Here is a 23,063-nt window from a genome sequence, read left to right as displayed (position 1 = left end):
GATAGTGAGCTTCCTATATCTTGACATCAGTTGATTAATAGTGATAAACATGGTACAATGAAAGCGGATATAAAGATTGCGCAAGGAGGGAAAGAAAATGAAAAAAAATAAGCTATTGCTTGCTAGTGCGATTGTGATATCGCTTTTAATTCCAATGTCTCAAGTAAAGGCTGATTGGCATAGAGATAATATTGGTTGGTGGTATACATACCCTAATGGTTCGTATTATATCAGAGGTGCTCGAACTGAAATTGACGGAAAATGGTATAGGTTTGATAACAGAGGATATATGGTAACTGGCTGGCAATTAGATGAGTATACTAGTGGAGGCAAACTAGTAAAACAATGGAGTTATTACGATCCAGTGAATGGTGATTTAAAAACAGGCTGGCAAAATGTAGATGGGAAATGGTATTACCTTTATTCAGATGGTCTACGCGGGGGTATGCATAATATAGGTGGAAAACAATATTATTTTGACTCAGTTACTTACGAGATGAAAACGGGTTGGATGTTATTAGAAACTCCTGATCCAAGTTGGTATTATTTCGATCCTGTCAGCGGAGCACTACCAGAAGGTTGGAAAAATATAGATGGGAAATGGTATTACTTTAAATATTCTGCACTTAAAGGCTCACACAAAATAGACGGAAAATTTTATTATTTTGACCCAGTTAATTGTGATATGAAAACGGGTTGGGTGTTATTAGAAGATTCAAATGGTAAATCAATATGGTATTATTACGACCCAGAAAGTGGAGAACGATTGTCAGGTTGGCAAACGATAGATGGGAAAACGTATTGCTTTGACGAATTTGGTAAGGCATTTGTAGGTCGGTGGATATTATTAGATGGAAAACAATATTATTTCGACCCAGTTACTTTTGAGATGAAAACGGGTTGGCTTGAGTTTAACGGAAGTAGATATTATGCAGATCCTAACGATGGTGGTGCATTTGCAAGTAATAAAACTCTAATTATAGACGGTGTTTCTTATACATTCAGTAGTGGTGGCTCTGTTATCAATAATGAGCCTTAATTGATTAACGCCTCAAAAGTTGGATTATTTCTAACTTTTGGGGTCTTTTTTACTTTGAGAATAATGGTACGATCTATGATTTTAGGAAGTAAGTATATGGATTAAAAAAATTTTAAAGGTCACTGACAAATTAAGGTGAAACTAAATCCTTTAGAGTCGCTTTATATCAAGAAATATAGGATTTCAATTTCTTCTTTATTCTGCTAAAAAATTATAGTAGGGTGTATCAATGTCTTCCCTACAATCGGGATTAACATATTTACCACCATTTAATACACTTCTATAATAATCATCAAACTCATCACTCTGAAATATACTCGTTTCTTTTTCCACTTAAAACCGTCATCCTTAATTCATATCTAGCTACTCTATGTCATAAAATCATCGTTTTAAAAATCAACTAATCCTCAGATTAATCATGTTATACAACTTAATAGTCCAAATTAGGTAAACAATAATGAAACGATCAACTTCTTTGAACTAACTGATTTTGATCATAAAAAATATAAAAACCTCCTCTTATAGAGTCATTATTTATGTTCAAGTTCAAAGGTTTTATTAACTTTCCGAAAAATATAAATTTTTTCGGAAAAAAGAACTGTATATATTTGGATAAAATCCACTGATTTACCACTTGACCCTTCTATTAATAAGTTGTACACTATGAATATATGTTACTGTGTAGAGATTATTAAGATGAAGAGAGATATGGATTTATATCGTTTGATACTTTTTAAAATTGAGGATGAATATAGATCAACTGGGTTGTCTAATTTACAAATTGACGGATATGATATAGAGACAATAGCCTATCATTGCGACTTGTTGTTTGAAGCAGGATTAATAAAAAGTTATAAACCAACGTATGCTAATGATGGAATCTATTTTTTAGTGTCGGTGCTTTGACTTGGGAGGGGCATGATTTTCTAGATAAAATAAGAGAAAACACTATGTGGAATAGGACTAAGACTAATATCAAAGAAAATGCTCTACCTATGACTTTGGAAGTAATTAAAAGTGTAGCAACCAGTTTTATAAATTCTCAGCTAAGTAAATATTTAGATGGCTCTTTATAGGAATAATAAATTTCCCTATTCCAAACAAATTTATTCAATTTTTTTGAAATAAAAAAGCAGTACTAGTCTGCTAAATTTTGATGTAAAGTTATTTATAGATTACTTGAAATCAAACCGTGTCAAACCAGGTTTTAAGTTTAATAAAGTATTTTTGGAAAATCTAGACACTGTATGAATCTCTACCTTTTTCTCTACCTTTTTTCCGCAGACGCTTATAAAGTCTATCAGAATAAGCTTTGTAAGAGTATAAGTTAATTTTTACAGAAGTGAAGTAAGCATTCAATACGAATCAATACATAAGAAAAACGCTGATTTCAAGCGTTTTTTCTTTTTGCCAAATGCAATATATTGCACTGTATTTCAATTCAAACTCTACCTTTTTTGGATAAATTGTAAAATATAGTGTAACAAAAAAAACACCCCAAAAGTTAGATTTTTTGTCTAACTTTTGGGATGCAGTTCAAATTCTTATCTCTTTTTATTTTAAATTAAAATGTAAAATCAATGGAAAAGTCAGAATTATAATTTTCAAGTAGGAGTATCTTGAATTATTTCACTCAACAATTCCGGCCATCTTTGTAGTACTTCTTTACCTATTATTACTTCATCCACAAGGCCAATATTTAATACGTCAACAAGCCTACATAAATAAGATTTACCTTGTTTCCACCACGTATGGTATGAGTCTATAAATAATACATGATGACGAATTCCTTGTTCCTTAGCGATTTCTCTAGCAACTTGGATTTCGAGATGATGGCGTTGGCCGTAGGCAAAGGTGACGGCTTCGACTGTTTCATAGTGTTTTTTGGCCCAAAAGAGGCAGGTTGTGGAATCTTGACCGCCGCTAAAGACGACCAAGGCTGAATGACGTTTCATAGTACTCCTTCTAAAATGGGAAATGTTCAGAGCACGCAAAAAGCTCCCTTGAGGGGAGCTAAAAAATACCAAGTAGAGGTTTTTTTTAGCGATGGCATGTCCCAAACATCGTAATATTCTACCTACAGTCTAGCATATTTTTTGAAAAATGGCAAAGGGCAAGAAAAAAGAGACCAAATGAAGCACTTGGTCTCTAGTGTGATTAGCTCAATTCAGCAACGATGGCCTTGATTTGTTCTGCAGTATGAACACCTGCAACTTGTTTCACCACTTGGCCGTCTTTTTTGAAGAGAAGGGTTGGGATAGACATGATTCCAAAAGCACGAGCCGTGTTTGGATTTTCATCAACATCCATTTTAACGATTTTCAAGACATCTTCTGAAAGTTCCTCAGACAATTTGTCCAAGATTGGACCTTGCATACGACATGGACCACACCAAGTTGCCCAGAAATCTACCAAAACCAAACCGTCTTTTGTTTCTTGTTCAAATGTTGCATCTGTAATTGCTTTTGCCATTGTATTTCTCCTTTTTTAGTTATATTGGCTTAAATCTTGTTTCTTGAGATAGAAGAAGATATCTCCGTAAGTCCCATGGTAGTCCAAATCATGACCGTTGTAAGTTAATTTTTGGACAGGGTAGTAGTCTGCGATACCGATAAGGCAAGCCTGTTGTGAACGATCAAAGTCTTCATAAGAATCGAAGGTAACAGTTCTTTCATTCTTGCTGGCATCTAGATAGGTAATTTCAATCATTTTATAACTCCTTTGTTTAATGATGACTTTATTTTACTCCTTGTAAAAAAGAATGTCAAGAAAAATGATTGCGCACGCAACTTTTTTAAAAAATCTGATTAAGAAATGAAATCAAGACTCATTTCCAGTCTTTCTTCGACGGCTTTTTGCAGGTAAGCTAGGGTGGTTTGTCCCTCGTCAGTCAGACAGATAAAACTTGCTCGTCTATCCTGATCGCAACATCTGCGACTAAGCAAGCCACAGTTTTTCTCTTCTAATCGTGCCACCATTCGAGAAACAGCGCTCGGGCTGAGATGGAGTTTATCTGGCAGGTCAATCTGTCGTAAAGATTTTTCATCAGCTAGGTCCAGATAGTAGAGCAGGTAAAACTCTTTCAAGGTCAACCTTTGTTCACTCTGCTGGGCAATAGTTTCTTCCAACAAGGCTTCCATTTCTTTTTGACGGTGGTTGTAGTCAAACCACTTTTCCAAATAGGTCATTGCTTTCTCCTTTCTTTTAAAAGTAAAAATCACAAAGTCATTACTGATTATCTTTGTAACACAAGATGATTGCGCATGCAATGATTATACTACTTTTAACTAATCCTTGCAAGAAAGAAGAATTTCGATATTTCCTTGAAATTTTCTGAAAAAAGAGTAAACTGGTATGCAAGAAGTCTATTTCGTGGAGTTTAGAATGAAATTATATGTTCAATTAATGATTCTCTTTGTGATTTCATTGATCGGTGAGGGAATCTCCAGTTTCTTTCATCTGCCCATCCCAGGCAGTATTATCGGCTTGATGATTCTCTTTCTAGCCCTGCAGTTCAAGTGGTTAAGGACCAGGCATGTCAACATGGTGGGGAATTTTCTGCTGGCCAATATGACCATTCTCTTTTTGCCGCCAGCAGTGGGAATCATGGAAAAGTTCGATGTGATTGCTCCTTATCTCTTGCCCATCGTTTTGATTGTTTTTTTTGCGGCTGTCATCAACATTATCCTCATCGCCCTAGTGGTTCAGTTTATCAAGAGACGATTTGAGGGAGATTATGAGAAAGGAGATGCCAAATGAGTGAATTTGTATCGAATCCTCTGTTTGGGATTGCATTATCTATCCTAGCTTATCTAGTGGGAATGCTGATTTACAGACGTTTTCCACATCCATTGACAACACCCTTGCTGTTGTCGGCTATTTTTATCATTATTTTCCTTAAGGCGACGGGGATTTCTTATCAAGATTATTACCAAGGTGGGGTTTATCTGAATAATTTGATTGTCCCATCGACAGTGGCTCTAGGGATTCCGCTTTATAAGAGTTTTCACTTGATGAAGCACCATGCTCGGAGTATTCTCTTTGGTAGTCTGCTAGCAGTAGTTGTCAATACTAGCTTCACCGCCATAGTGGCGAAAATATTTGGCATGGACTTTTTCCTAGCCATTTCTCTCTTTCCCAAGTCAGTAACAACTGCTATGGCAGTGGGAATAACAGAAAAATTGCAAGGTCTGACGACCGTGACCTTGGTGGTTGTAGTGGCGACTGGGATTTTAACCAGTGTCATCGGTCCAACCCTTTTGAAGTGGTTGAAAATTGACGACCCAGTGGCAGTTGGTCTTTCCCTCGGTGGAACAGGTCATGCAGTCGGAACAGGAACAGCCTTTCGATACGGCTCGGTAGCAGGAGCCATGGGTGGCTTGGCCATCGGTGTCACCGGTATTCTCTATGTTTTTGTTAGCCCTATTGTAGCCAGTTTGATATTGAGTTAAAGCAAAACCCAGCTCTTGTAAGCTGGGCGTTTTTTATTGCAAATTAACCTTGTTTTTCAAAATATAGTAGGTACCGAGATAGTAGATAGCCGATAAAAAGAGATCGCGCAAGATTTCTGTACCAATCATCATGTTAAAGTCATTTTCAATTCGGAAGAAGAGAGAAACATAACCAATGACGATGGCAATGACGATATAGGCTAGAATTCCCATAGCTGTTCGATACTCATTAAAGAGTTGTCCGATTGAGATGGAGAGGTAAATGGATAAAATCCATGTAATCGAACTGACAAATAGTGATAGGGCATACAGCCAGCCGTAGCTGAGGTAAGGGGAAATGAAGTTATAGAGGACAGTGAAGTCTTTTTCTATTGGTGTTAAGAAGAAGATAATCATTACACTCAAGATAAAGACGATATAGCTTAAGATGGACCAGACAAGACCACCTAAAAGTTTTGCGATGATGATTTGATGCTCAGAGACAGGTAAAGTCAGGGTCAAGTACCCTTGGCGGTCATAAACACTCCCCTTGAATCTTCGGATGATTAAAAAGATTGTTGCAATCCAAAGAGTGACGCTGAGTCCTCCAAAGACTAGTACCAAAAAGAAGATGAAATAAACAGCATTGTTAGAATTGTAACTCTGGCTAAGACTACCAAGAAAAGCTCCAATTAAAACTGAAATTGCAAGCACAGCTCCATAGAGCGCTAAATACCATTTATTGACATTCTTAAATTCATAACGAACTAGATTCCAAAACATAATAATCTCCTTTGCTTAGGCTTTAAATTCCTGGCGGAAGAGCTGGTCAATTGATTCACCTGACTCGTAACGAATATCATCAACATTTCCTTGGCGAACGACTTTTCCATCTTTGAGGAAGATAATCTCATCTAAGATTGGCTCAATATCTGAAATCAAGTGGGTTGAAATCAGGACTGTAGAAGTTGGGGAATAGTTGTTGATGATGGTGTTGAGGATATAATCACGGGCAGCTGGATCCACACCTCCGATTGGTTCGTCAAGAACATAGAGGCGGGCTTCACGGCTCATAACGAGGATTAGTTGGACCTTCTCCTTGTTTCCTTTTGATAATTTCTTTAAGCGACTATTTTCATCAATGCCAAGGTCTGCAAGCAGATGTTGGGCGCGTTCAAGATTGAAATCCTGATAGAAGGTTTTAAAGTAAGTAAGGGCTTCTTTAACCTTCATTTGCTCATTGAGATAAGTTGTGTCTGGTAGATAAGAGACAATCGCCTTGGTAGCAGGACTTGGATCCTGTCCGTTAATGAGAACACGTCCTTTATCTGGCTGAAGGAGGCCATTGATCAGTTTGATCAGGGTTGTTTTTCCGGATCCGTTTGGTCCGAGGAGCCCGACAATCTTTCCAGCTGAGATCTCTAGTGAGATATTGTCAAGTGCCGCAGTTACTCCATATGATTTTGATACATTTTCAAGTGCTAGTAGTGTCATAGTCTTAAACTCCTTTAATATAGTCGCTTAATACATTTGGCAGTTCTTCTTTTTTGTAGCCAAATTGAAGCATGCAAGAGACGAAGTGTTGCTGTTGCTCTTCGGAAAGTTGTTTGCGGGACTGAACGATGAGGTCCAAATCCTCGGTGACAAAACGACCAGTTGTTCGCTTGCTGTATACAAATCCTTCACGTTCAAGGTCAGACAAGGCGCGCTGGATGGTATTGGGATTGACCCCAGCCTCGCTCGCCAAATCTCTTACGGTTGGGAGCTGTTGGTTGGGTTCCAGTTCATGGGAAACAATCTGTAGTTTAATTTTTTCCATAATCTGTAAATAAATGGGTTTTGTATTATCAAATGACCAGGACATCATAGTCTCCTTTCTATGTCTTTTTGTTCTAATCAAATAATACAATAAAACAAAAAACTTGTCAAGTAAAAATAAGAATTGTTTTGGGAATTGCTCAAAAAATGGTATAATGAAAAGAAAACGACAAGGAGGGAAATGCATGCGTTGTCCAAAATGTGGGGCTACCAAGTCTAGTGTTGTTGATAGTCGACAAGCCGAAGAAGGAAATACCATCCGTCGAAGACGTGAGTGCGACGAGTGTCAGCATCGTTTTACAACCTATGAACGAGTAGAAGAAAGAACGCTAGTTGTCGTCAAAAAAGACGGTACGCGAGAACAGTTTTCGAGAGATAAAATCTTTAATGGGATTATCCGTTCAGCCCAGAAGCGTCCTGTGTCAAGTGATGAAATCAACATGGTGGTCAATCGTATCGAGCAAAAACTCCGTAGTCGCAGTGAGAATGAGATCCAAAGTGAATATATTGGATCTTTAGTCATGGAAGAATTGGCAGAGCTGGATGAGATTACCTATGTTCGTTTTGCCAGTGTTTATCGTAGCTTTAAGGATGTGAGTGAGTTGGAGAGTCTGCTCCAGCAGATCACCCAGTCCTCAAAAAAGAAAAAGGAAAAGTAAATGAAGCCAAATGACCGTTTTTCTTTTCTAAAGAATAATCGGGTGTCACAAGATACCTCTTCTCTGGTGCAGTGCTACCTCCCGATTATCGGTCAGGAGGCACTGAGCCTCTATCTATATGCCATTACCTTTTGGGATGGTGGGCAGAAGGAACACCTCTTTTCTCATATCCTCAACCATTTGAACTTTGGCATGCCGACCTTGCTCCAATCCTTCAAAGTCTTGTCTGCCTTGGATTTGTTGACCCTTTATCAAAAGGGAGAAACCTATGAATTACAGCTTCATCCTCCCCTCTCCAGTCAGGAATTTCTAAGTCATTCTGTCTATAGCAGATTATTAGAGAAAAAGATTGGGGATACAGCTGTTTCTGCTATGCAGCAGGCTCCAAGTGAGGGAGAAGCACTCTCGGTTGCTTTGAGTCAAGTCTTTCCAACCCTGACTGAAGAAGTGACACCAATCGAGTCTAAAAGCAAGTTAAAAAATGATTTTGACTTGGAACATTTTCAGCGGCTGATGGCTCGAGATGGCTTGCGTTTTAAAGACGAGCAGGCGGATGTTTTGGAATTGTTTGCCATCGCAGATGAAAAAAAATGGACCTGGTTTGAAACCTATCAATTAGCTAAGGCGACAGCGGTGGCTCAGGTTATTTCAGTCAAACGCATGCGTGAAAAGATTGCGCAAAAGCCAGCATCTTCTGACTTTAGCCCCAAAGAAATGACCATTATCAGGGAAGCCAAAAATAAAACTCCCCTGGAATTTTTAGCCGAAATCAAGCAAACACGTAAGGGAAACATCACCCAAAGTGAAAGAGAACTCCTTCACCAGATGGCATCTTTAGGCTTGTTGGACGAAGTCATCAATATCGTCTTGCTTCTAACCTTTAACAAGGTTGATTCGGCTAATGTTAATGAAAAATATGCCATGAAGGTCGCAAATGACTATGCTTATCAAAAAATTCGGACAGCAGAGGAAGCCGTGCTTCGGATTCGAGAGCGTCAGCAAAAAGGTCAGGAAGACCAAAAATCGAAAACTAGCTCGACTAAGACCAATGTTCCCAAGTGGAGCAATCCAGAATACAAGAATCAAACCAGTGAGGAAACTCGTCTGGAACTAGAACGCAAAAAACAAGAAATGTTAGCCCGATTAGAAGAAGGAGGAGACTAGATGGAAAGTGTTGGTGATGTAATCAAACGTCAGACAAGTCGTTTTCAGTATCAAGACTTGGTCCAGCAGATCATGAAGGACCCTGATGTAGCGGCTTTTATCCAGAAAGAATCCCTCAGTCCAGAGGAGTTAAATCGCAGCATTTCCAAGTTCAACCAATATATCACAGAACGGGATAAGTTTCTTCGTGGGGATGCTGACTATATAGCGCGTGGCTACAAGCCTATCTTGGTTATGAATCACGGCTATGCAGATGTATCTTATGAAGAAACACCAGAACTAATCGCGGCTGAAAAAGAGGCGGCAATCAAGAGTCGTCTCAAGTTGATCAATCTACCAGCAAGTCTCAAGAAAGCGAAATTGGCTCAGATTGACCTGGATGATCTAGGCCGTTTGCCGATCTTTGAGAGACTCTATGCCTTTGTTGACCTTTACCCTAGTATCCGAAAAGGTCTCTATCTTTATGGAGATTTTGGTGTCGGTAAGAGTTTCATGATGGCGGCTCTTGCTCATGACCTATCTGAAAAACGTGGTGCTTCAACAACCATTCTCCACTATCCCAGCTTTGTCATTGATGTAAAAAATGCCATCGGTGAAGGATCTGTGAAGACCTTGGTGGATGAAATCAAGTTAGCAGAAGTCTTGGTCTTGGATGATATTGGTGCAGAACAGTCTACCCCTTGGGTGCGTGATGAGATTCTCCAAGTTATTCTCCAGTATCGTATGCAGGAAGATTTGCCGACCTTCTTTACTTCCAACTTTAATTTCCAAGATTTGGAAAAACATTTTGCCAAAGGAAAGAATGGAAATGATGAGACTTGGGAAGCTAGACGGGTCATGGAACGAATCCGTTATTTAGCAGAGGAAACGAGACTAGAAGGAGAAAATCGCCGATGACAGAAACCATTAAACTGATGAAATCTCATACTTCAGTTCGTCGCTTTAAGGAGCAAGAAATTCCTCAAGCAGACTTGGACGAGATTTTGACTGCTGGGCAAATGGCGTCATCTTGGAAAAATTTCCAATCCTATTCTGTGATTCTTGTGCGCAGTCAAGAGAAGAAAGATGCTCTTTATGAATTAGTTCCCCAGGAAGCCATTCGCCAGTCAGCAGCCTTTTTGCTCTTTGTCGGTGACTTGAATCGAGCGGAAAAGGGAGCAAGCCTTCATACGGACACTTTCCAACCTCAAGGAGTGGAAGGTCTCCTTATCACGTCTGTGGACGCGGCTCTTGCTGGCCAAAACACCTTGCTTGCAGCAGAGAGTCTGGGATATGGTGGTGTTATCATCGGTTTGGTCCGTTACAAGTCAGAAGAAGTGGCAGCGCTTTTTAACCTGCCTGACTATACCTACCCTGTTTTTGGGATTGCCCTTGGCGTGCCAAATCAACAACATGAGGTCAAACCAAGACTACCTTTGAACCAAGTGGTATTTGAAGAAGAATACCAAGAACAGCCCGTAGCAGCGATTTTGGACTATGATCAAGTTCAGGCAGACTATGCTGGTGCGCGTGCGACGACCTCTTGGAGTCAACGTTTGGCAGAGCAGTTTGGCCAAGCCGAACCTCGTTCAACTCGGAAGAATCTAGAACAGAAAAAGTTATTGTAGAAAGTGAGAAAACATGGCCTTACCAACTATTGCCATTGTGGGACGTCCCAATGTTGGGAAATCAACCCTATTTAATCGGATCGCTGGTGAGCGAATTTCAATCGTAGAAGATGTCGAGGGCGTGACACGTGACCGTATCTATGCAACGGGTGAGTGGCTCAATCGTTCCTTTAGTATGATTGATACGGGAGGGATTGACGATGTCGATGCTCCCTTTATGGAGCAAATCAAGCACCAAGCAGAAATTGCTATGGAAGAAGCTGATGTCATCGTCTTTGTGGTGTCTGGGAAAGAAGGAATTACGGATGCGGATGAATACGTTGCCCGTAAACTCTATAAAACCCATAAACCTGTTATCCTTGCCGTTAACAAGGTTGACAACCCAGAAATGCGAAATGATATCTTTGATTTCTATGCGCTAGGATTAGGCGAACCCCTGCCAATTTCGTCTGTCCACGGTATCGGAACAGGGGATGTGCTTGATGCCATCGTGGAAAATCTACCAAATGAAGTTGAAGAAGAAAATCCAGACGTGATCAAATTCAGCTTGATTGGCCGTCCAAACGTTGGAAAATCAAGTTTGATCAACGCTATTTTGGGGGAAGATCGTGTCATTGCTAGTCCAGTAGCTGGAACAACGCGTGATGCCATTGATACCCACTTTACAGATACGGATGGACAAGAGTTTACCATGATTGATACAGCTGGTATGCGCAAGTCTGGTAAAGTCTATGAAAATACGGAGAAATACTCTGTCATGCGTGCCATGCGTGCTATTGACCGTTCTGACGTGGTCTTGATGGTCCTCAATGCCGAAGAAGGTATTCGTGAGTACGACAAGCGTATCGCAGGTTTTGCTCATGAAGCCGGTAAAGGGATGATCATCGTGGTCAATAAGTGGGATACCCTTGAGAAAGACAACCACACCATGAAGAAATGGGAAGAGGATATCCGTGAGCAGTTCCAATATCTGCCTTATGCACCGATTGTCTTTGTATCCGCTCTTACCAAGCAACGTCTCCATAAACTGCCTGAGATGATCAAGCAAATCAGTGAAAGTCAAAACACCCGTATCTCATCAGCAGTCTTGAACGATGTGATTATGGATGCCATTGCTATCAATCCAACACCGACAGACAAAGGAAAACGCCTCAAGATTTTCTACGCAACCCAAGTGGCAACCAAGCCACCAACCTTTGTCATCTTTGTCAATGAAGAAGAACTCATGCACTTCTCTTACTTGCGTTTCTTAGAAAATCAAATCCGAAAGGCCTTTGTCTTTGAGGGAACACCGATTCACTTGATTGCAAGAAAACGCAAGTAACCCTTGCTTATTTTCCAATAAGAATAACTTAAAAGAAGACTTCATAGTCTTCTTTTTTTCTATCTAAAAAGGGAGAAAAGAACCTATCAAATTGGAGGAGAATCTGTCATCAAATTTCAATCATTTTCCTAGCTTTTGTAATCTATTTGTAATGAAAATGCACTTTTTTTGTAAAAATCAAAATGCTATAATTCCTTAAATCAATTTTCCTTTATCAGGGAGGTTATTATGAAAAAAGGCAGATTATTTAAACATAGTTTGTTGGTTCGCTTGCTTGGGTTGCTGATGGTCTTTCTCTTCTTGTCAGCATTCACAGCACCTGAAAAACCTGAGTACGGAATCTATGATCCCAATCACTATCTGACTGATGATACAATCAGACTGATCCAAGGCTTGAATAAGGTAAATAGTCAAAAAGCAGAAAAATTCCAGATGGGCGTTTACGTTGTGAAAAGCCTGGATGGAGAAACAATCGAAACTGTAGCCAACGAAACAGCTAGAGCTTGGAAGATTGGCTACTCGGGAGACAACAACGGCGCCTTGATTGTGGTCGCTGTTGAGGATAGAAAATCACGGATTGAAACAAGCAATAATGTGGCCAGTAAAATCACAGACTATCAGACCAATAGATTTTTGAAAACAGCACGACCTTACTTTCAAAAGGGAGACTACAGCAATGGAGTTCTTTCTATAGCAAACAATCTCAACTACATGTTTTATAGTGGATCGAGTACGACTTCTTCAAGTTCTAGAAGTAGTTACGACTATGCTACTAATTCTAGTCGTCTAAGAGAAATTGAAAAGTATACAGCTGAGAGTCAATCTTCAAAACGGAACCGAAAAAGCAGTTCGAGCGACGGAGTTATCGGATTTGGAATTCTCATTTACTTCATCGTTATGATTATCGGATTTATATCTGGAGGCCGTGGTGGCGGTTCACATGGAGATGATTCTGGCGGTGGCTGGTGGGGCGGTGACTCATCAGATTCAGGATCTTCTTGGTCTGACTCAGGCTCCGACTCATCTGGAGGCTGGGACGGCGGTGGCTTTGATGGCGGTGGTTCGTCTGATGACTGGTGAGTGATCATATATTGCTTCTCCATACAGTAAGGTGATTCCTTTGCAACAGTTCACTCCTTAATTAAAAATAAAAACAAAGTTTGGGAAATTGATTTAAAATCTGAGTATTTTCTCAGAAAAGTTGATAAAAGAAAGTGTTAAGGTTTTGATATGAAACAAAATAAAGTAATTCTCTCAATAGTGGCGATCTTTTTTGGACTACTAGTTCTGGGAAGTTGTTCCGCAGTGACGACCTATAATGGTCTGGTTGGTGAACAGACTAAAGTGGAGCAGGCTCAGGCCGATGTCTCGACAGCCCTCCAACGTCGTTCGGACTTGATTGGTAACTTGGTGGAGTCCGTTAAAGGACAAATGAATCATGAAACCGAAGTCTTTACCAAGATTGCTGATGCTAGAGCTAAAATCGGTAGTAGCTCAGTGACATCGGAAGAAAACCAAAAGGCTCAGGGAGAGTTGAGCTCAGCTCTTTCCCGCTTGATTTCCTTGACGGAGAATTATCCAGAACTCAAGAGCAATCAAAATGTTGAGCAACTAATGGTCGAACTTTCAGGCAGTGAAAATCGTATTTTTGTAGCACGCAAGGACTATAATAAGGTTGCAGCTGAGTACAATCAAAAGTTGAGAAGTTTTCCAACCGTGCTTTTTGCGAATATGATGAACTTCAAAGAAGCTGAAACCTTTAAAGAAACAGAAGAAGCCAAGACAGTTCCTAAGGTCGATTTTGGAACCTCTTCATCCAGTCAATAAAGTGAATCAGCCTATGAATAAAGGAATTTCTCTAGTATGACTAGTGATTTCAAACCGAACCTGGAAAGCTTTTTCTAGGTTTTTTTGGTATAATAAAAGGGAAGAGACAGTGACTCAAATGGAGGTTTGCTATGGAGAAAACAAAAGCCTTTCTTGAAGCGCACTACAAGAGATATATCCTTACGATTTGCCTTCTCTGGTTCCTCATGTTTTTCCTTCCTTGGGATTGGCAAATAGGAGGAATTTCAGTATATTATTTCGTTATGAAAAAACTCTTCGTGGTCTTTGGCGTTTTATCCATCCTATACTCCGTGCTGATTAAAAAAATCAGTCTTCTCATCTTTGGAATTATCTTTTGCTTGGCCTTCTGGATCAATCTCTTTTGGTATTTTGGGATACTGCCTGTATTCTTGGGAAATTAAACATTAAAAAATGAAGGACTAGACTAGTAGCTAGTCCTTTTTTCCCCTTTGTAAAACAAGGATTCTTTCTTGAAAAATAACAGTAAATATGCTAAAATGAAAAGAACATTCTAAAATATTCAGAATAAAAAGTAAGGAAAATCATGGCTAATATTTTAAAAACGATTATTGAAAATGATAAAGGAGAACTTCGCCGTCTAGAAAAGATGGCTGATAAGGTTCTTAATTATGAGAGCCAAATGGCTGCGATGTCAGACGAAGAGCTAAAAGCAAAAACTGACGAATTTAAAGAACGTTACAACAAGGGTGAATCACTTGATTCACTACTATATGAAGCTTTTGCGGTAGTTCGTGAAGCAGCAAAACGTGTCCTCGGGCTTTTCCCTTATAAGGTTCAGGTCATGGGTGGGATTGTTCTTCACCATGGTGACGTTCCAGAGATGCGTACCGGTGAAGGGAAGACCTTGACGGCGACCATGCCGGTGTACCTCAATGCCCTTGCAGGTAAAGGGGTTCACGTAGTTACAGTCAACGAATACCTAACAGAACGTGACGCGACTGAGATGGGTGAGTTGTACTCATGGCTCGGTCTATCAGTAGGGATCAACTTGGCAGCCAAATCTCCAATGGAGAAAAAAGAAGCGTACCTCTGTGATATCACCTACTCAACCAACTCAGAGATTGGTTTTGACTACCTTCGCGACAACATGGTCGTTCGTGCAGAAAACATGGTACAACGTCCGCTCAACTATGCCTTGGTCGATGAGGTTGACTCGATCTTGATCGACGAAGCCCGTACTCCTTTGATTGTTTCAGGTGCCAATGCAGTTGAAACGAGTCAGCTCTACCATATGGCGGATCACTTTGTGAAGTCTTTGGACAAGGATGACTATATTATTGACATTCAGTCTAAGACGATTGGTTTGTCTGATTCTGGGATTGACAAGGCTGAGAGCTATTTCAAACTGGAGAATCTCTATGATGTCGAAAACGTGGCTCTTACCCACTTTATCGACAATGCCCTCCGTGCCAACTATATCATGATTCTCGATATCGACTATGTGGTAAGTGAAGAGCAAGAAATCTTGATTGTCGACCAATTTACAGGTCGTACCATGGAAGGTCGTCGTTATTCTGACGGCTTGCATCAAGCGATTGAAGCTAAAGAAGGTGTTCCAATCCAAGACGAGACCAAGACTTCAGCTTCTATCACCTACCAAAACCTCTTTCGTATGTATAAGAAATTGGCAGGTATGACGGGTACTGGTAAGACAGAAGAAGAAGAATTCCGCGAAATATACAACATTCGTGTTATCCCAATCCCAACCAACCGTCCAATCCAACGTATCGACCACTCAGACCTTCTCTATGCCAGTCTTGATGCGAAGTTTAAGGCTGTAGTTGAAGATGTAAAAGCTCGTCACCAAAAAGGTCAGCCGGTCTTGGTAGGTACAGTTGCAGTTGAAACGAGTGACTTTCTTTCTAAAAAACTGGTAGAGGCAGGTGTTCCTCACGAAGTCTTGAATGCGAAGAACCACTACAGAGAAGCGCAAATCATCATGAACGCTGGTCAGCGTGGTGCAGTTACTATCGCAACCAACATGGCCGGTCGTGGTACCGACATCAAGCTTGGCGAAGGGGTTCGTGAACTTGGTGGACTTTGTGTCATTGGTACAGAACGCCATGAAAGTCGCCGTATTGATAATCAGCTTCGTGGACGTTCAGGGCGTCAAGGAGACCCAGGTGAGTCACAATTCTACTTGTCTCTTGAAGATGATTTGATGAAACGTTTCGGTTCAGAACGTTTGAAAGGTGTCTTTGAACGTCTCAACATGTCTGACGAAGCCATCGAATCTCGCATGTTAACGCGTCAAGTTGAAGCAGCTCAAAAACGTGTTGAAGGAAACAACTACGATACTCGTAAACAAGTCCTTCAATACGATGACGTTATGCGTGAACAACGTGAAATCATCTATGCACAACGTTATGATGTCATTACAGCAGATCGTGACTTGGCACCTGAAATCCATGCTATGATCCGTCGTACCATTGGCCGAATCGTAGATGCACATGCTCGTTCGAAAGAAGATGAAAAACTGGAAGCAATCCTGAACTTTGCTAAGTATAACTTGCTTCCAGAAGATTCAATCAGCCGTTCAGATCTTGCAGGTCTGTCAGATCAGGCCATCAAAGATGAACTTTTCCAACGTGCCTTGAAAGTTTATGATAGCCAAGTTGCCAAACTTCGTGATGAAGAAGCAGTGAAAGAGTTCCAGAAGGTCTTGATCCTACGTGTTGTAGACAACAAGTGGACAGACCATATCGATGCTCTTGATCAGTTGCGAAATGCTGTTGGTCTTCGTGGATATGCGCAAAACAATCCTGTCGTAGAATATCAAGCAGAAGGTTTCCGTATGTTTAACGACATGATTGGATCGATTGAATTCGATGTGACCCGCTTGATGATGAAAGCACAAATCCACGAACAGGAACGTCCTCAAACTGAACACAATATCAGTACAACTGCGACTCGTAATATCGCAGCGCAGCAGACTCAGCTTCCAAAAGATGTGGACTTGAGCCAAATCGGACGAAACGACCAATGCCCATGTGGATCAGGTAAGAAATTCAAGAACTGTCATGGTAAGAGACAATAATATGAGATAAGATACAGGCGGATACCTGGTAAAAATCATTTTTTGCTTGGTGTCCGTTTGCTTTATAAGGAGATGAATCATGGTATTTAAAGCTAAAAGTCCTAAAATTAACATTGAAGAAGTTCGCGCCTTGTCTAAATTAGAGGGGGCGGCTCTTGCGAGAAAAAAACAACGTGATCAGGAATTGGAAGCTATCATCCGTGGAGAAGACCAGCGTATTCTTTTGGTGATTGGACCATGTTCATCTGATAATGAAGAGGCAGTCCTCGAGTATGCTAAGCGCCTGTCTGCCTTGCAAGAAGAGGTCAAAGACCGTATCTTTATGGTCATGCGTGTCTATACAGCTAAACCTCGTACCAATGGAGATGGCTATAAGGGCTTGATTCATCAACCAAATGCTAAAGAAGCACCTAGCTTGATCAATGGAATCAAGGCTGTTCGCCAACTGCACTACCGTGTGATTACCGAGACTGGTATGACAACAGCGGATGAGATGCTTTATCCTGAAAATCTTCCGCTGGTGGATGATTTGATTTCTTATATGGCTGTTGGAGCTCGTTCTGTAGAGGATCAACAGCACCGTTTTGTAGCGAGTGGAGCAGACTTTTCAACAGGATTTAAAAATCCAACATCTGGAAATCTCAATGTTATGTTTAACGGGATTTACGCAGCGCAAAATAAACAGAGTTTCCTTTTCCTCGGTAAAGAGGTGGAAACAACAGGGAATCCATTGTCCCACGCCATTCTTCGCGGTGCCTTGAATGAATACGGGAAAAATATTCCTAACTACTACTATGACAATTTGATGGATACCATTGATCAGTATGAAAAGATGGGCTTGGAAAATCCCTTTATCATCATCGATACCAATCATGATAATTCGGGCAAGCAGTACATGGATCAAATCCGTATCGTTCGTCAGACCTTGATTAACCGTGACTGGAATGAGAAGATCAAAAAATATGTTCGTGGTTTTATGATTGAGTCCTATCTAGAAGATGGACGTCAAAATGAGCCAGAAGTTTTTGGTAAGTCCATTACAGATCCGTGTCTAGGATGGGACAACACAGAAGCACTTGTTCGCGAAATTTACCAAACGCTAGGAGAGTAAGATGGCATTTATCGAAAAAGGTCAAGAAATTGATATTGAAGCAATCAAGGCTGCGACCCAGTTGTCACCTGAAGTCTTGCGTTATAAGGAAGTGCGAGATCAAGAGTTGGCAGCCATCATCTCGGGTGAGGACGACCGAATTCTTTTGGTAATGGGACCTTGCTCTTCTGACAATGAAGAGGCTGTTTTGGAATATGCCCGCCGTTTAGCTGACTTGCAGAAAAAAGTTGCGGATAAAATCTTTATCGTCATGCGTGTCTATACAGCTAAACCTCGTACCAATGGAGATGGCTATAAGGGTTTGATTCATCAGCCAAATGCTAGTGAGGCTCCTAGTCTCATCAATGGTTTGCAGGCTGTTCGTCAGCTCCACTACCGTGTGATTACGGAGACGGGATTGACTACGGCTGACGAGATGCTTTATCCGTCTAATCTCCTTTTGGTCGATGATCTGGTCAGCTACCATGCTGTAGGAGCTCGTTCAGTGGAAGACCAGGAACACCGCTTTGTAGCCTCTGGGATTGATGCTCCAGTTGGGATGAAAAATCCGACATCCGGAAACCTTGGGGTTATGTTTAATGCTATCTATGCAGCTCAAAACAAGCAAACCTTCCTTTACCATGGCCAAGAAGTGGAGACTTCAGGAAATCCCTTGGCCCACGTTATTCTTCGTGGCGCCATGAACGAATATGGTAAAAATGAACCCAACTTCTACTATGAAACCCTCTTAAACGCTATCAACCGTTATGAGACCATGGGACTTGAAAAGCCCTTTATCATCATCGATACCAATCATGACAATTCTGGCAAGCAGTATATGGAACAAATCCGCATTGTTCGCCAATCCTTGCTGAATCGTGACTGGAATGAAAAGATTAAAAAGACGGTTCGAGGCTTTATGATCGAATCTTACCTAGCAGATGGTCGTCAAAACCAACCAGAGGTCTTTGGCTGCTCCATAACTGACCCTTGTCTAGGTTGGGAAAATACAGTAGCCTTGGTAGAAGAAATTTATACTACCTTAACAAAATAAGTGAAAAGGATGGAGTTGGGGGAATCTCAGCTCCTTTTGATGAGTATGATAGTTGGACACGGAATTGACATCGAAGAATTGGCTTCGATAGAAAACGCAGTTACACGACGTGAGGGCTTTGCTAAGCGCGTGCTGACCCCTAAAGAAATGGAGCGTTTTGCCAGTCTCAAAGGGCGCAGACAAATCGAATACTTGGCAGGTCGTTGGTCGGCTAAGGAGGCTTTTTCCAAGGCTATGGGGACAGGAATTGGCAAACTGACCTTTCAGGATTTGGAAGTTTTGAACAATGAACGAGGCGCGCCTTATTTTAGTCAGGCACCATTTTCAGGAAAGATTTGGCTATCTATCAGCCACACAGATCAGTTTGTGACAGCCAGTGTCATTTTGGAGGAAAATCATGAAAGCTAGTCCACATAGACCGACCAAGGCTCTGATATATCTGGGAGCCATTCGACAAAATATCCAGCAAATGAGTGATCATATCCCTGAAGGAACGCTCAAGTGGGCAGTGGTCAAGGCCAATGCCTATGGTCATGGAGCAGTTGCTGTTGCCAAGGCTATTCAAAATGATGTTGATGGATTTTGTGTTTCCAATATTGATGAAGCTATTGAACTTCGTCAGGCTGGACTTAACAAGAAAATTCTCATCTTAGGAGTTTCTGAGCTAGAAGCCGTTGACCTAGCTAAAGAATACGACATCACCATGACAGTGGCTGGGCTGGAGTGGATTCAAGCGCTCTTAGCTAGGGAGACAGATTTATCTGGCTTAACTGTCCACCTCAAGATTGATTCAGGAATGGGACGAATTGGTTTTAGAGAAGCCAGTGAAGCGGATCAGGCTCATGCCTTGCTCCAACAACACGGCGCTCGTGTTGAGGGAATTTTTACCCACTTTGCGACTGCAGATGAAGAATCAGACACTTATTTTAATACCCAGTTAGAACGATTTAAAACTATTTTGGCAAGTATGAAGGATGTTCCAGAGCTGATTCATGCCAGCAACTCAGCAACGACCCTCTGGCATGCAGAGACTATTTTCAATGCGGTTCGTATGGGAGATGCCATGTATGGCCTGAATCCTAGTGGAGAGGTCTTGGACTTGCCCTATGATTTGACTCCAGCCTTGACCTTGGAGTCTGCCCTTGTTCATGTCAAGACAGTTCCGGCTGGAGCTTGCATGGGCTATGGGGCGACCTATCAGGCGGATAGTGAGCAAGTCATTGCGACGGTGCCAATCGGTTATGCGGATGGTTGGACACGAGACATGCAGAATTTCTCCGTCTTGGTAGATGGACAAGCGTGCCCAATCGTCGGTCGGGTTTCAATGGATCAAATCACCATTCTATTACCTAAGGTTTACCCTCTAGGAACAAAAGTAACCTTAATTGGCTCCAACGGTGACCAGGAAATCACAGCTACTCAGGTAGCGACCTATCGTGGAACTATTAACTATGAGGTGGTTTGTCTCCTCAGCGACCGCATTCCGAGAGAATATTATTAAAAAGAAAGGAGTGGAGCATGAATTTACACCAACCCTTGCATGTCTTACCTGGTGTGGGACCAAAGTCAGCAGAGAAATACGCCAAACTAGGAATTGAAAACTTGCAAGACCTCTTGCTCTACTTTCCTTTCCGTTATGAAGATTTCAAGACCAAGCAGGTGCTAGAGTTGGAAGATGGAGAAAAGGCTGTTCTGTCTGGTCAGGTAGTGACTCCTGCCAGTGTCCAGTATTATGGTTTCAAGCGCAATCGCCTGCGTTTTAGCCTCAAGCAGGGAGAGGTCGTTTTTGCGGTGAATTTTTTTAACCAACCCTATCTGGCTGATAAGATAGAGTTAGGTGCAACTCTTGCTGTCTTTGGGAAATGGGACCGTGCCAAGGCCAGTTTGACTGGGATGAAGGTTCTAGCTCAAGTGGAAGATGACCTCCAACCGGTTTATCGTCTGGCTCAAGGAATCAGTCAGGCCAGTCTGGTCAAGGTCATTAAGACAGCCTTTGATCAGGGGTTGGACCTCTTGATAGAGGAAAATCTTCCCCAGTCTTTACTTGATAAATACAAACTCATGTCCCGTTGTCAGGCTGTCCGTGCCATGCATTTTCCTAAGGATTTGGCAGAATACAAGCAGGCCCTTCGTCGGATCAAATTTGAGGAACTCTTTTATTTTCAGATGCAGTTGCAGTCACTCAAGTCTGAAAATAGAGTTCAGGGAAGCGGTCTGGTTCTGAATTGGTCTAAGGAAAAGGTGACAGCTGCTAAAGAAAATCTGCCATTTTCCCTGACTCAAGCTCAGGAAAAAAGTTTGCAGGAAATCTTGACCGACATGAAGTCGGACCATCACATGAATCGTCTCCTGCAAGGAGATGTGGGGAGCGGAAAAACGGTGGTTGCTGGTTTGGCCATGTTTGCGGCGGTGACGTCTGGCTATCAGGCAGCTCTCATGGTGCCAACAGAAATCCTAGCAGAGCAACACTTTGAAAGTCTACAGGGTCTCTTTCCAGACTTGAAACTCGCTCTCTTGACTGGATCCTTGAAAGCTGCAGAAAAAAGAGAAGTCTTGGAGACCATAGCAAAGGGTGAGGCTGATTTGATTATCGGAACCCATGCACTGATTCAGGATGGGGTAGATTATGCTCGTCTTGGTTTGATTATCATCGATGAGCAGCATCGTTTTGGTGTGGGGCAAAGGCGTATTTTACGTGAAAAAGGGGACAATCCTGATGTCCTCATGATGACGGCAACTCCCATTCCACGAACTTTGGCCATCACAGCCTTTGGTGATATGGATGTTTCCATTATCGACCAGATGCCCGCGGGTCGGAAACCCATTGTGACACGTTGGATCAAGCATGAGCAACTACCTCAGGTGCTGACTTGGTTAGAGGGAGAAATTCAAAAAGGTTCTCAAGCCTACGTCATCTCTCCCTTGATTGAAGAATCGGAAGCTCTGGATTTGAAAAATGCTATTGCTTTATCAGAGGAGTTGACAGCTCATTTTGCAGGTAAGGCTGAAGTGGCTCTTTTACATGGTAAGATAAGGAGTGACGAAAAAGACCAGATTATGCAGGATTTCAAAGAGAGAAAAACAGATATTCTAGTATCTACAACTGTTATCGAGGTTGGGGTCAATGTTCCCAATGCGACAGTCATGATCATCATGGATGCCGATCGGTTCGGTCTCAGCCAGCTTCACCAGCTCAGAGGCCGTGTTGGTCGAGGGGACAAGCAGTCCTATACTGTTCTCGTTGCTAATCCCAAGACGGAGTCTGGGAAGGATCGCATGCGTATCATGACAGAAACGACCAATGGATTTGTCCTTGCGGAGGAAGATTTGAAAATGCGTGGTTCTGGTGAGATTTTTGGAACCAGACAATCAGGACTACCAGAATTTCAAGTGGCGGATATCATCGAAGATTTTCCGATTTTAGAAGAAGCTAGGAAGGTTGCCAGCTACATTAGTTCGATAGAAGGTTGGCAAGAGGATCCAGAATGGCGTATGATTGCTCTCCATCTGGAAAAGAAAGAACATCTAGATTAATACTCTTCGAAAATCTCTTCAAACCACGTCAACGTCGCCTTGGCGTATATATGGTTCCTGACTTCGTCAGTTCTATCTACAACCTCAAAGCAGTGCTTTGAGCAACCTGCGGCTAGTTTCCTAGTTTGCTCTTTGATTTTCATTGAGTATAAGCTTTCTCTAAGGAAAACTTAAGCTAGCTTTTAGGTTTGGGTCTTATACTAGAGTCATCAAAAAGAAACGAGGACTCTCATATGACGATTAAAGTGACCTACCAAAAGAAATTTCAGACTTTCAAACTAGAGAAAGGAGCTAGCACCTATTGATACACAAAGAGCGGAAACGCTCTTTTATTTTTATAAAATGGTCGGCTATAAATCAAACTTAGTCAAGTGATAAAAAGATATTAGTCTCCAAGCCTATTTACTCTTTGACTGAAGCTTGATATAATGACTCCAT

Annotated in this window: 26 protein-coding genes and 1 pseudogene; 19 read left to right on the top strand and 8 right to left on the bottom strand. The window is 41.4% G+C overall.

What is annotated here, in order from left to right; all coding sequences use genetic code 11:
• Window positions 1-97 precede the first annotated feature (97 nt).
• The 3 genes from STO1_RS07250 to STO1_RS10010 all read left to right on the top strand — a co-directional run bounded on the left by STO1_RS07250 (window position 98) and on the right by STO1_RS10010 (window position 2,115).
• A complete protein-coding gene (locus tag STO1_RS07250) occupies window positions 98-1,039 on the top strand; it encodes a cell wall-binding protein (protein ID WP_007521142.1) in 942 nt (313 codons plus the stop codon).
• A gap of 663 nt (window positions 1,040-1,702) precedes the next feature.
• Window positions 1,703-1,945: a DUF2513 domain-containing protein gene (locus STO1_RS10015; protein WP_080619117.1), complete on the top strand. Its 243-nt coding sequence runs from the start codon at window positions 1,703-1,705 to the stop codon at window positions 1,943-1,945.
• Window positions 1,942-2,115 carry a DUF2513 domain-containing protein gene (locus tag STO1_RS10010; protein ID WP_080619118.1) on the top strand — a complete coding sequence of 58 codons (174 nt, stop codon included), beginning with the start codon at window positions 1,942-1,944 and terminating at the stop codon, window positions 2,113-2,115. The genes STO1_RS10015 and STO1_RS10010 overlap by 4 nt, the downstream gene beginning before the upstream one ends.
• Before the next feature lie 528 nt (window positions 2,116-2,643).
• On the opposite strand, the gene STO1_RS10005 is transcribed toward STO1_RS10010, so the two are convergent.
• The 5 genes and pseudogenes from STO1_RS10005 to STO1_RS07220 all read right to left on the bottom strand — a co-directional run bounded on the left by STO1_RS10005 (window position 2,644) and on the right by STO1_RS07220 (window position 4,227).
• Window positions 2,644-2,805 (bottom strand): DUF7687 domain-containing protein, encoded by a 162-nt coding sequence (locus tag STO1_RS10005; RefSeq protein ID WP_419865682.1) that lies wholly within the window; start codon window positions 2,803-2,805, stop codon window positions 2,644-2,646.
• 3 nt (window positions 2,806-2,808) lie between these two features.
• Window positions 2,809-2,994 (bottom strand): annotated as a pseudogene (locus STO1_RS07235) (7-cyano-7-deazaguanine synthase); the annotation flags it as partial.
• Window positions 2,995-3,196: 202 nt separating this feature from the next.
• Complete coding sequence (gene trxA, locus STO1_RS07230; protein WP_001029581.1) at window positions 3,197-3,511, bottom strand: thioredoxin; 315 nt, start codon at window positions 3,509-3,511, stop codon at window positions 3,197-3,199.
• Between the two features lie 15 nt (window positions 3,512-3,526).
• The gene (locus tag STO1_RS07225) at window positions 3,527-3,748 is read right to left on the bottom strand and encodes a DUF4649 family protein (RefSeq protein ID WP_007521148.1); all 222 of its coding nucleotides are present in this window, start codon (window positions 3,746-3,748) and stop codon (window positions 3,527-3,529) included.
• 98 nt (window positions 3,749-3,846) lie between these two features.
• Entirely contained in the window at window positions 3,847-4,227 is a 381-nt protein-coding gene (locus STO1_RS07220; RefSeq protein ID WP_045616782.1) for a MarR family winged helix-turn-helix transcriptional regulator, read from the bottom strand.
• Between the two features lie 196 nt (window positions 4,228-4,423).
• Here STO1_RS07220 and STO1_RS07215 point away from each other — a divergent pair, with 196 nt between their 5' ends.
• Both STO1_RS07215 and STO1_RS07210 read left to right on the top strand, forming a co-directional pair.
• Window positions 4,424-4,798 carry a CidA/LrgA family protein gene (locus tag STO1_RS07215; RefSeq protein WP_057517355.1) on the top strand — a complete coding sequence of 125 codons (375 nt, stop codon included), beginning with the start codon at window positions 4,424-4,426 and terminating at the stop codon, window positions 4,796-4,798.
• Complete coding sequence (locus STO1_RS07210) at window positions 4,795-5,490, top strand: LrgB family protein (RefSeq protein ID WP_001288935.1); 696 nt, start codon at window positions 4,795-4,797, stop codon at window positions 5,488-5,490. The genes STO1_RS07215 and STO1_RS07210 overlap by 4 nt, the downstream gene beginning before the upstream one ends.
• A gap of 33 nt (window positions 5,491-5,523) precedes the next feature.
• Here the strand turns inward: STO1_RS07210 and STO1_RS07205 are convergent, their stop codons facing one another.
• Genes STO1_RS07205 through STO1_RS07195 form a run of 3 tightly spaced genes read right to left on the bottom strand, consistent with a single transcriptional unit; the run spans window position 5,524 to window position 7,333 of the window.
• Window positions 5,524-6,252: a hypothetical protein gene (locus tag STO1_RS07205; protein ID WP_096422622.1), complete on the bottom strand. Its 729-nt coding sequence runs from the start codon at window positions 6,250-6,252 to the stop codon at window positions 5,524-5,526.
• Between the two features lie 15 nt (window positions 6,253-6,267).
• Complete coding sequence (locus tag STO1_RS07200; RefSeq protein WP_009730458.1) at window positions 6,268-6,963, bottom strand: ABC transporter ATP-binding protein; 696 nt, start codon at window positions 6,961-6,963, stop codon at window positions 6,268-6,270.
• A gap of 4 nt (window positions 6,964-6,967) precedes the next feature.
• The gene (locus STO1_RS07195) at window positions 6,968-7,333 is read right to left on the bottom strand and encodes a GntR family transcriptional regulator (RefSeq protein WP_096422620.1); all 366 of its coding nucleotides are present in this window, start codon (window positions 7,331-7,333) and stop codon (window positions 6,968-6,970) included.
• Between the two features lie 139 nt (window positions 7,334-7,472).
• Here STO1_RS07195 and nrdR point away from each other — a divergent pair, with 139 nt between their 5' ends.
• The 14 genes from nrdR (at window position 7,473) to recG (ending at window position 22,625) form a co-directional block, all read left to right on the top strand.
• On the top strand, window positions 7,473-7,946 hold the full coding sequence (gene nrdR / locus STO1_RS07190; RefSeq protein WP_001203678.1) for a transcriptional regulator NrdR: 474 nt from the start codon (window positions 7,473-7,475) through the stop codon (window positions 7,944-7,946).
• A complete protein-coding gene (locus STO1_RS07185) occupies window positions 7,947-9,110 on the top strand; it encodes a DnaD domain protein (RefSeq protein WP_096422618.1) in 1,164 nt (387 codons plus the stop codon).
• Entirely contained in the window at window positions 9,111-10,007 is an 897-nt protein-coding gene (gene dnaI, locus STO1_RS07180; RefSeq protein WP_096422616.1) for a primosomal protein DnaI, read from the top strand.
• Window positions 10,004-10,717 (top strand): NADPH-dependent oxidoreductase, encoded by a 714-nt coding sequence (locus STO1_RS07175; RefSeq protein WP_096422614.1) that lies wholly within the window; start codon window positions 10,004-10,006, stop codon window positions 10,715-10,717. The genes dnaI and STO1_RS07175 overlap by 4 nt, the downstream gene beginning before the upstream one ends.
• A 13-nt stretch (window positions 10,718-10,730) precedes the next feature.
• A complete protein-coding gene (der, locus tag STO1_RS07170) occupies window positions 10,731-12,041 on the top strand; it encodes a ribosome biogenesis GTPase Der (RefSeq protein ID WP_096422612.1) in 1,311 nt (436 codons plus the stop codon).
• Between the two features lie 228 nt (window positions 12,042-12,269).
• Window positions 12,270-13,121 (top strand): TPM domain-containing protein, encoded by an 852-nt coding sequence (locus STO1_RS07165; protein WP_084938970.1) that lies wholly within the window; start codon window positions 12,270-12,272, stop codon window positions 13,119-13,121.
• Window positions 13,122-13,271: 150 nt separating this feature from the next.
• Window positions 13,272-13,868, top strand: a complete 597-nt coding sequence (locus tag STO1_RS07160; RefSeq protein WP_000812473.1) for a LemA family protein — start codon at window positions 13,272-13,274, stop codon at window positions 13,866-13,868.
• A gap of 131 nt (window positions 13,869-13,999) precedes the next feature.
• Window positions 14,000-14,290 (top strand): hypothetical protein, encoded by a 291-nt coding sequence (locus tag STO1_RS07155; protein ID WP_061588659.1) that lies wholly within the window; start codon window positions 14,000-14,002, stop codon window positions 14,288-14,290.
• 143 nt (window positions 14,291-14,433) lie between these two features.
• The gene (gene secA, locus STO1_RS07150; RefSeq protein WP_001274110.1) at window positions 14,434-16,947 is read left to right on the top strand and encodes a preprotein translocase subunit SecA; all 2,514 of its coding nucleotides are present in this window, start codon (window positions 14,434-14,436) and stop codon (window positions 16,945-16,947) included.
• A gap of 79 nt (window positions 16,948-17,026) precedes the next feature.
• Window positions 17,027-18,058 carry a 3-deoxy-7-phosphoheptulonate synthase gene (locus STO1_RS07145; RefSeq protein ID WP_096422610.1) on the top strand — a complete coding sequence of 344 codons (1,032 nt, stop codon included), beginning with the start codon at window positions 17,027-17,029 and terminating at the stop codon, window positions 18,056-18,058.
• Window position 18,059: 1 nt separating this feature from the next.
• The gene (locus STO1_RS07140; RefSeq protein WP_061588657.1) at window positions 18,060-19,091 is read left to right on the top strand and encodes a 3-deoxy-7-phosphoheptulonate synthase; all 1,032 of its coding nucleotides are present in this window, start codon (window positions 18,060-18,062) and stop codon (window positions 19,089-19,091) included.
• A gap of 45 nt (window positions 19,092-19,136) precedes the next feature.
• On the top strand, window positions 19,137-19,499 hold the full coding sequence (acpS, locus tag STO1_RS07135; protein ID WP_025171527.1) for a holo-ACP synthase: 363 nt from the start codon (window positions 19,137-19,139) through the stop codon (window positions 19,497-19,499).
• Window positions 19,489-20,592, top strand: coding sequence for an alanine racemase (alr, locus tag STO1_RS07130; protein WP_061588656.1), 1,104 nt, complete (start codon window positions 19,489-19,491; stop codon window positions 20,590-20,592). Before acpS ends, alr begins: the two co-directional genes overlap by 11 nt.
• Before the next feature lie 17 nt (window positions 20,593-20,609).
• The gene (recG, locus tag STO1_RS07125; RefSeq protein ID WP_061588655.1) at window positions 20,610-22,625 is read left to right on the top strand and encodes an ATP-dependent DNA helicase RecG; all 2,016 of its coding nucleotides are present in this window, start codon (window positions 20,610-20,612) and stop codon (window positions 22,623-22,625) included.
• Window positions 22,626-23,063 lie beyond the last annotated feature (438 nt).

It is taken from the genome of Streptococcus oralis subsp. tigurinus, assembly GCF_002356415.1.
GTDB classification, from domain to species: domain Bacteria; phylum Bacillota; class Bacilli; order Lactobacillales; family Streptococcaceae; genus Streptococcus; species Streptococcus oralis_F.
The sequence above is the reverse complement of the archived record's forward strand: the minus strand, read 5'-3'. Positions and strand labels throughout refer to the sequence as shown.

Bases quoted from the DNA above. Each gene is read 5' to 3' on its own strand.
- STO1_RS07250 (WP_007521142.1), top strand. From the start codon at position 98: ATGAAAAAAAATAAGCTATTGCTTGCTAGTGCGATTGTGATATCGCTT.
- STO1_RS10015 (WP_080619117.1), top strand. From the start codon at position 1,703: ATGAATATATGTTACTGTGTAGAGATTATTAAGATGAAGAGAGATATG.
- trxA (WP_001029581.1), bottom strand. From the start codon at position 3,511: ATGGCAAAAGCAATTACAGATGCAACATTTGAACAAGAAACAAAAGAC.
- STO1_RS07225 (WP_007521148.1), bottom strand. From the start codon at position 3,748: ATGATTGAAATTACCTATCTAGATGCCAGCAAGAATGAAAGAACTGTT.
- STO1_RS07220 (WP_045616782.1), bottom strand. From the start codon at position 4,227: ATGACCTATTTGGAAAAGTGGTTTGACTACAACCACCGTCAAAAAGAA.
- STO1_RS07215 (WP_057517355.1), top strand. From the start codon at position 4,424: ATGAAATTATATGTTCAATTAATGATTCTCTTTGTGATTTCATTGATC.
- STO1_RS07210 (WP_001288935.1), top strand. From the start codon at position 4,795: ATGAGTGAATTTGTATCGAATCCTCTGTTTGGGATTGCATTATCTATC.
- STO1_RS07205 (WP_096422622.1), bottom strand. From the start codon at position 6,252: ATGTTTTGGAATCTAGTTCGTTATGAATTTAAGAATGTCAATAAATGG.
- STO1_RS07200 (WP_009730458.1), bottom strand. From the start codon at position 6,963: ATGACACTACTAGCACTTGAAAATGTATCAAAATCATATGGAGTAACT.
- STO1_RS07195 (WP_096422620.1), bottom strand. From the start codon at position 7,333: ATGTCCTGGTCATTTGATAATACAAAACCCATTTATTTACAGATTATG.
- nrdR (WP_001203678.1), top strand. From the start codon at position 7,473: ATGCGTTGTCCAAAATGTGGGGCTACCAAGTCTAGTGTTGTTGATAGT.
- STO1_RS07185 (WP_096422618.1), top strand. From the start codon at position 7,947: ATGAAGCCAAATGACCGTTTTTCTTTTCTAAAGAATAATCGGGTGTCA.
- dnaI (WP_096422616.1), top strand. From the start codon at position 9,111: ATGGAAAGTGTTGGTGATGTAATCAAACGTCAGACAAGTCGTTTTCAG.
- STO1_RS07175 (WP_096422614.1), top strand. From the start codon at position 10,004: ATGACAGAAACCATTAAACTGATGAAATCTCATACTTCAGTTCGTCGC.
- der (WP_096422612.1), top strand. From the start codon at position 10,731: ATGGCCTTACCAACTATTGCCATTGTGGGACGTCCCAATGTTGGGAAA.
- STO1_RS07165 (WP_084938970.1), top strand. From the start codon at position 12,270: ATGAAAAAAGGCAGATTATTTAAACATAGTTTGTTGGTTCGCTTGCTT.
- STO1_RS07160 (WP_000812473.1), top strand. From the start codon at position 13,272: ATGAAACAAAATAAAGTAATTCTCTCAATAGTGGCGATCTTTTTTGGA.
- STO1_RS07155 (WP_061588659.1), top strand. From the start codon at position 14,000: ATGGAGAAAACAAAAGCCTTTCTTGAAGCGCACTACAAGAGATATATC.
- secA (WP_001274110.1), top strand. From the start codon at position 14,434: ATGGCTAATATTTTAAAAACGATTATTGAAAATGATAAAGGAGAACTT.
- STO1_RS07145 (WP_096422610.1), top strand. From the start codon at position 17,027: ATGGTATTTAAAGCTAAAAGTCCTAAAATTAACATTGAAGAAGTTCGC.
- STO1_RS07140 (WP_061588657.1), top strand. From the start codon at position 18,060: ATGGCATTTATCGAAAAAGGTCAAGAAATTGATATTGAAGCAATCAAG.
- acpS (WP_025171527.1), top strand. From the start codon at position 19,137: ATGATAGTTGGACACGGAATTGACATCGAAGAATTGGCTTCGATAGAA.
- alr (WP_061588656.1), top strand. From the start codon at position 19,489: ATGAAAGCTAGTCCACATAGACCGACCAAGGCTCTGATATATCTGGGA.
- recG (WP_061588655.1), top strand. From the start codon at position 20,610: ATGAATTTACACCAACCCTTGCATGTCTTACCTGGTGTGGGACCAAAG.